Source organism: Algoriphagus resistens (assembly GCF_001442615.1).
GTDB classification, from domain to species: Bacteria; Bacteroidota; Bacteroidia; order Cytophagales; family Cyclobacteriaceae; genus Algoriphagus; species Algoriphagus resistens.
In genome coordinates this window covers 685,089-691,716 of sequence record NZ_LMXN01000002.1, presented here as the reverse complement: position 1 = coordinate 691,716, position 6,628 = coordinate 685,089, and the positions used below count along the sequence as shown (strand labels likewise).

The 6,628-nt window shown below is 39.9% G+C and carries 4 protein-coding genes and 1 pseudogene; all 5 read left to right on the top strand.

The genetic code is table 11. The annotated features are described in order from the left end of the window. Positions 1–298 (top strand): annotated as a pseudogene (locus AS141_RS06205) (hypothetical protein); the annotation flags it as partial. Between the two features lie 705 nt (positions 299–1,003). Then, the gene (locus AS141_RS06200; RefSeq protein WP_157243404.1) at positions 1,004–1,771 is read left to right on the top strand and encodes a helix-turn-helix domain-containing protein; all 768 of its coding nucleotides are present in this window, start codon (positions 1,004–1,006) and stop codon (positions 1,769–1,771) included. Positions 1,772–2,223: 452 nt separating this feature from the next. Further along, positions 2,224–3,486: a DUF418 domain-containing protein gene (locus tag AS141_RS06190; RefSeq protein ID WP_157243403.1), complete on the top strand. Its 1,263-nt coding sequence runs from the start codon at positions 2,224–2,226 to the stop codon at positions 3,484–3,486. Positions 3,487–3,837: 351 nt separating this feature from the next. Continuing rightward, the gene (locus AS141_RS06185; protein WP_057936738.1) at positions 3,838–5,637 is read left to right on the top strand and encodes a serine hydrolase domain-containing protein; all 1,800 of its coding nucleotides are present in this window, start codon (positions 3,838–3,840) and stop codon (positions 5,635–5,637) included. A gap of 70 nt (positions 5,638–5,707) precedes the next feature. Continuing rightward, entirely contained in the window at positions 5,708–6,616 is a 909-nt protein-coding gene (gene bla / locus AS141_RS06180; protein WP_057936737.1) for a class A beta-lactamase, read from the top strand. The last annotated feature ends 12 nt before the right edge of the window (positions 6,617–6,628 follow it).

Below are 6,628 nucleotides of genomic sequence, written 5' to 3'. Positions count from 1 at the left end.
GAAAAAAGTACCAAATGAATTACCCGAATGGGCAATGATTCAAAAAGATCAAGTTTCTTTAATGTTTCAATCTACCAACTCATTAACCACTGAATTTCCTCAGCTAAAAGGTCAAACAAGTGGCAAATCTTTAACTTTATGGATTCAAACCGAAAATATTGCTAATTACTATGATAAGATTAAGGGTAAAGTAAAAATTATCAAAGAGCTTGGAATTACAAAGTATAATGGAGCTACAGAATTTGTTATTGAAGACAATAATGGCTTTATCCTCCATTTTTCAAATATGGAACTATAAAAAATACTGCTAATAATCTAAACCATGTGCAGTAGTGTAGGTGTTTAGCCCCTTGCAAATAACTTCATACAGCAACATGGGATATAAACCGGATTTTATATTCACACCTTTTCATCAGCAACTGTTGGTAGAAATTCTAAAAAGAAAGTATGCTTATTCTCTTTTACCATGATATACTATCACCTGATTATACCCGCTGATAAGCTACTGTTTAGTTGCAGAGGAAGGGTGGGCTATAGGAGGCTTTCTCATTTTGAAAAATTATATGCGTTTTGATTTATAAGTAAATCGAACAATACTGACCGTTAATGTACAGTAATTTTGATTTTTTGAAGTATGGTCAATTTTAGAATACCTGGGCTCTTTATTTTTTGAGTGAATACGTAAAAATAGAATTTTCAGTACCACTATGATTCAGAAAAGATGAATATAATTTTTTTATCAAAAGACTATGGTGCTCAAAATACCTGCTCAGAATTACCAATAAGGAATAATTAGAGGCAAACCAGTACTATTCCCACCTGTTGTTGGAAATTTTCCACAACTAAACCACGCTTACAATTATGTTAAAAATTTCGAATGATTTGAAGGAGTGATTTTTCGTGACATTTTGATTTTGGGCGGTTCACCCGGTCTTCTGGCCGGCTGGTCTGGTTTTTGGAAAATCACATTCCTAAAAATCTGTTGACTTAAATTCTAAAGCCTGTGTTTTACCAAAAGATCGCACCTTGTGAACCCTTGAAAGAGCTGGTCAGTCATTATTGGGCTGCAAGCTGGGATTCACGATTATCTCATCGAAAATCCATCTATTATACAATAGCAAACACCTTAACTGACATCACATTTGCTTTTAATGATTCAAGTTCAAATTCTCAACTGCTTTTTACTGCTGTTCAGGTGCATACCGAGCGGCCAAACCAAATTAAGGTGCCTGGATTTAATCATTTGGTAGGAGCCTCTTTATTCTCTCATGCGATACCTGAACTTTTGGATCGTACCCCTGATGGTTTGAAAGGGGAATTTATTCCTTTAAAGGATGTATTGGGAGCAGATGCCGACCGGTTGGCCGGACAATTAGAGGATGCTCCGAATCTTTCATGCCAAATCCAGGTGTTAAATAATTTTTTTTACCAACGTCTGAATCCCAAAAAAGATTTAGATGGCCGGATGGCCTATGCCATTCAATTGATTCAATCGAATCAGGGTCAAAAAAGGATTCCGGAATTAGCCAGTGCCTGTAGCCTTTCGCAAAAGCAGTTCGGGCGGATATTTAAAGCTTATACTGGTTTTAATCCAAAATTATTTTCCAGAATTGTCAGGTTTGAGGCGGTGGTTAAATCTGGAAAAACCTGGAGTTCCCAAACCGAAGCCGCCCATGAACTTGGCTACCATGACCAGGCTCATTTCATACGGGAGTTCAAGTCTTTTACAGGATTGATTCCCAAGGATTTCTGGAAATTAAGTGAGGCTTAAAAATGATGTCCGATTTATACAGATTTTAGGCTGTGCAGCCAACAAAATTGCTACCCCATATTAAAACACCACATATGAAAATATATCCCTGCGGTTTTCATCACAAGAAGACATTTCTTGAAAATACTAAAAAGTACAGCTGTGCTGAGCCGTTTGGTAAGCTTGAACCAAACAACTTAGAAGTTTATCTATGGAATAATAGCGCTACCCTTTACGGTGCCATCCAAAAAGAGAAGTACGATTTTTATATCCCTAGACGTGGACAAAATGACCAGTTCAGCTTTATTCACGCATGTTTGAGCCCTGAAAGGTCAAGACTGGGTACTTGCTGAAGCACTGGATATTGATCATCAAAGACTTCCAAAAACTGTGATTTAACCAAAATGGAAGTTTTAGTACATCGGAAAAGCATTTACAAGACTATTTAGACCCCAACTTTATCCTTTCCCCATTTGAAACTTCAATCCACCTCTATTCAAGAACGCATTCCCAGTCTGGACTTTCTCCGGGGTATAGCCGTTTTGGGAATCCTTTTGATCAATATAGAATCCTTTGCCTATCCTAACCCCTGGAGTTCCTGGCAGTATGGTTATGAAAATGAGATAGACTACCATGTTCGTTTTTGGGTGTACTTCTTAACACAAGGTAAATTTTACACCATGTTTGCCCTGTTATTTGGAGTGGGCTTTGTAGTGTTTTTGGACAGAGTCCAAAGAAAAGTTGAAGGACTTGATGTGCTGGATATTTATGCGAGGCGCATTTTCTGGCTTTTTATAATGGGGTTGATTCATTCCTATTTTATTTGGGATGGTGATATCCTGTATCATTATGCCATATGTGGATTATTGCTTCTTCCATTTCGGTCCATGAAGCGTAGGAGTATTGTTATCGCACTATTTCTTTTGCTGGCCATCCCGCTTTTCAAATCCTATGAAAACGTGGGCAAACGCCAGGATACTTTTCAGAAGTACAGCCAGGCCGTGGGCAAGAGCCCTGAGAAAAGATCCGCAGCGGAAGAAAAAACAGTTAAGAATTGGGAAAATCGATACGCTGAAAAAACTTTTGAATACAAGGAGGTTGAAGCACCTAGGCAGACATATTGGGAGGGAGTGAAGCATTCTTTTAAAGAAGGGCAAGTATTGGATGGTGCATTCTATTATGATTCCATCATATTCTCCTCGCTGATAGTGATGTTGGTTGGTATGCTCTTTTACAGATCCGGGATTTTTTCAGATTATCGCGTTTGGCAATTTTATTGGCCTATAGCTATTGGAGTATTGGTCTTGGGATTAGCGGTCAATGCCTTCCGTTATTATCATTGGACCTACCTGGATCACGAACCCATACTGGAGTTCTGGAAAGGATGGAGTTTTACGTTTCCAAAGGAGATCTTAGGAATAGGGTATGTTCTGATTTTAAATGGAGTATATCAAATGTTTTTAAAGTCATGGAAACTGGGATGGTTGACAGCCATCGGGAGGACTGCCCTCTCGAATTATATAGTTCAAAGCCTGATACTGGGGATTCTGTTTTATGGATATGGATTTGGGTTGCATAATCAAATTTCCCGTGTTGAATTATTGGGTTTTGTGATCGGAATCTGGATCCTCCAAATTATACTGACTAAAGTCTGGCTGAGATTTTATACCCAAGGTCCCTTGGAAATGATCTGGAGGAAATTGACTTATGGTTTCTTGGCACCTAAGGAAACTTAATAACAACAATATGAGATCGATCCGTCGAATATTCTTAGTAAGCCTTCCTATCTACTATATAGTCTGTCAAAAAGACATTGAAACGAATCCGATGTTTTCCAATGTCAATACGGGATTTAGAGAAATTTTGAGGAAGATTTCCTCGGAAAACATACAATCGGGTATGTCGAAAACGACACACAATGGGATGATTATTCACCGTGCGAGATTCCATATGACCGCTGAAAAACAAATTATAATCAGATGAAATACCCATGACGGGCGGACGACACACAGGGGGATGATTATTTACCCCTAGAAACTCGCTCGACTACCGTCCTAAATGAACTAAAAAATCTAACTTATAAACATATGACCCTAAAAACCTTCCTTGGCTTCAGTATGATTTTATTGGGTAGTATCAGTGTGATGGCCCAAACAGACAGTTTGGACAGGACAATAGCCTCCATTCTTAAAAAATACCAGATACCTGGGGCGGCTATCACCTTGGTGGATAAAGATACTGTTCTTTATACGGGATATTTTGGTAAGTCGGATTTAATGGGGAATAGGTCGGTGGATGGTGCCACCAAATTTACCATCGGCTCTATTTCAAAGACATTCTTGGCCTTGGGAATAGTAAGTGCACAAGAACAGGGGCTATTGAGCATTTCAAGTCCATTGAGGGAAATGTCACCTGGATTCAATTTTACAAACCAGTATAGTCAGGAACAACTGACACTGGCCCATCTCCTGGAGCATACCTCCGGATTTGATGAAGCCCATTTCGATATTTTTGCTCGCGCAGATGCCAACACCCCTTTCCAATCTGTATTGGGACAAAGCCAGCATGCCTTGACCACTCGTTGGGCTCCGGGAAGTTATTTTAGTTATAACACACTCAATTACATAGCTGCCGCTGCCATCTTGGAGGATAAAGTGGATGGTGATTTTGTTGGTTTTATGAGAGAAAATATCCTGGAGCCACTTGGGATGAATGATGCTACTTATCATCCAGAGGCGAACCCTGATTGGTCAAAAGGATATTCATCTGCTTATGAAGAGCCTTTTCCGAGCCTGCCTCAGTGGCCAGCCGGTAGCTTGACTACTAATTTGAAAGGGATGCAGAACTTTACCCGGTTTTTCCTCAATGAAGGGTCCTACAATGGAAATCAAGTGGTTTCATCCACTTCTATTCTAGCAATGGAAATCCCTGAAACCTCACTTCTGGCGAGAAATGGGGTCAAATTCGGGTATGGCAAGGGCCTGATGCAGGAGTTTATCGGGAATTCGGTTTTTTATGGACACAATGGAAGCTATGGAGGCTTTCTTTCCGGATTTGGATATTCAAGGGATCTGAATATCGGTTATGTGATTCTGATTAATGACAGAGAGGGGTCCAAAGCTATCAAGGAGATAAAAAATGAATTGCTAAAACCTTATCGGAGTGACCCTACTCCGGCGAATGAAGCTACTCATTCCCCGCCCCAGAAATTTGAGGGTGCTTATCAGCCCATTACGTTTAATGTAGAAGTGCTTTATCCTTTTATGCGGTTAATCGACTTGCAGGTATTAGATGCAGAAGGAGAGCACCTGATCCAAAGCAGTATGATGGGAGGTGCTATTCGATGGACAGCAGTTGATGAGAGGAAATTCCAAAAAGACAATGAGCCTCAGGCATCCACTGTTTTTATTGAGGAAAATAGGGATACCATGTGGTTGGGCGAAACTAGTTACATCAGAATTTCAAAAATAAGTGCATATATCCAGTTTTACCTGGCTTTGCTTTGTATTGCGATTCTCATTTTCTCGTTCTTTAGCCTGGGGATTTCCTGTATAAGAGCACGTGTAATGAAAGGAAAAGTGAACAGGGGAGTATTGTTTCCTTTCCTGGCGTGTATATTCCTGATGGTTTCCTTTACGGGTTTAGTGTTTTTTTATGATCCTGAGAAGCTATACAGCGCCGGTGCAATGGTTTATTATTTCAGCAGCTGGTTATTTCTGGTATTTTCAGTGATTTCTGGTTACTTCTTTGTTCACGGTCTCTTTGTAAAGCCATCTTTAGGTAAATGGATGCGGTTTCAGGTGAGAATTGCCAGTGTGGTGAATCTGATTATCGCATCCTATTTCATGTATTGGGGACTTATAGGTCTGACGCTATGGAACTACTAAGCGGATTAAATATCTATTGAATGGTTTCTGGTCTCTTATTAATATTTATAAAAGCGTAGCAAAATCTCAAATGAAAAAAAGTCTTTTAGTCAACATCGGATTTATTATATCGGCATTACTTTGTTTAGCAGCTAAGGATGGTTATTCCCAGAATTCACTTTATTCCACTATTCAGCAAATTTCAGACACAAGTAGCGGTCAACTAGGTGTAAGTATCTTGCACTTGGAGTCCGGTGAAAAAGTCTCACTAAACGGAGATAAGAAATTCCCTATGCAAAGCGTCTATAAATTTCCCATAGCAATGGCAGTGTTGCAGGAAATTGATAAGGAGAAATTTTCATTGGATGATAGTATAGCTATTCACAAATCTGAATACATTCCTAAAGCAGGGCATAGCCCCATACGTGATCAATTCCCGGAGGGTGTTACCATGACACTCCGTGATATCTTAGCATACAATGTTTCCCACAGCGATGGTACAGCCTGTGATGTGTTGCTCAGGATTCTGGGGGGTACCGAAAAAGCGGAAAAAAAGATCCATGGCTTAGGGATAAAAGATATCGCTATTTCCACCACTGAGATGGTTCAGGTAGCCCATGATACGATCCAGTATCAAAATTGGTCTACTCCTGATGCAATGAATGACCTGTTGGTTGTTTTTTTTAAGGGCAAGGATCTGTCAGAAAACAGTCGTCAATTTTTATTGAAGCTCATGTCCTATTCAAACCCATGGTTTGACCGAAGGATTAAGGGCTTGCTGCCAAAGGAAACCCCTCTTGTCCATAAAACTGGAACTGCAGCCACCTACAATGGCCTTACAAGGGCAACCAATGATGTGGGAATTATTACCCTTCCGGATCAATCGCATCTGGTGATTTCGGTATTTATTTCTGATTCCTACGATTCCCAATCCAAACGGGAATCGATTATTGCGAGTGTATCCAAGGCCGCTTTTGATCATTGGAGCTTACCAAACTAATCCTCGAATTGT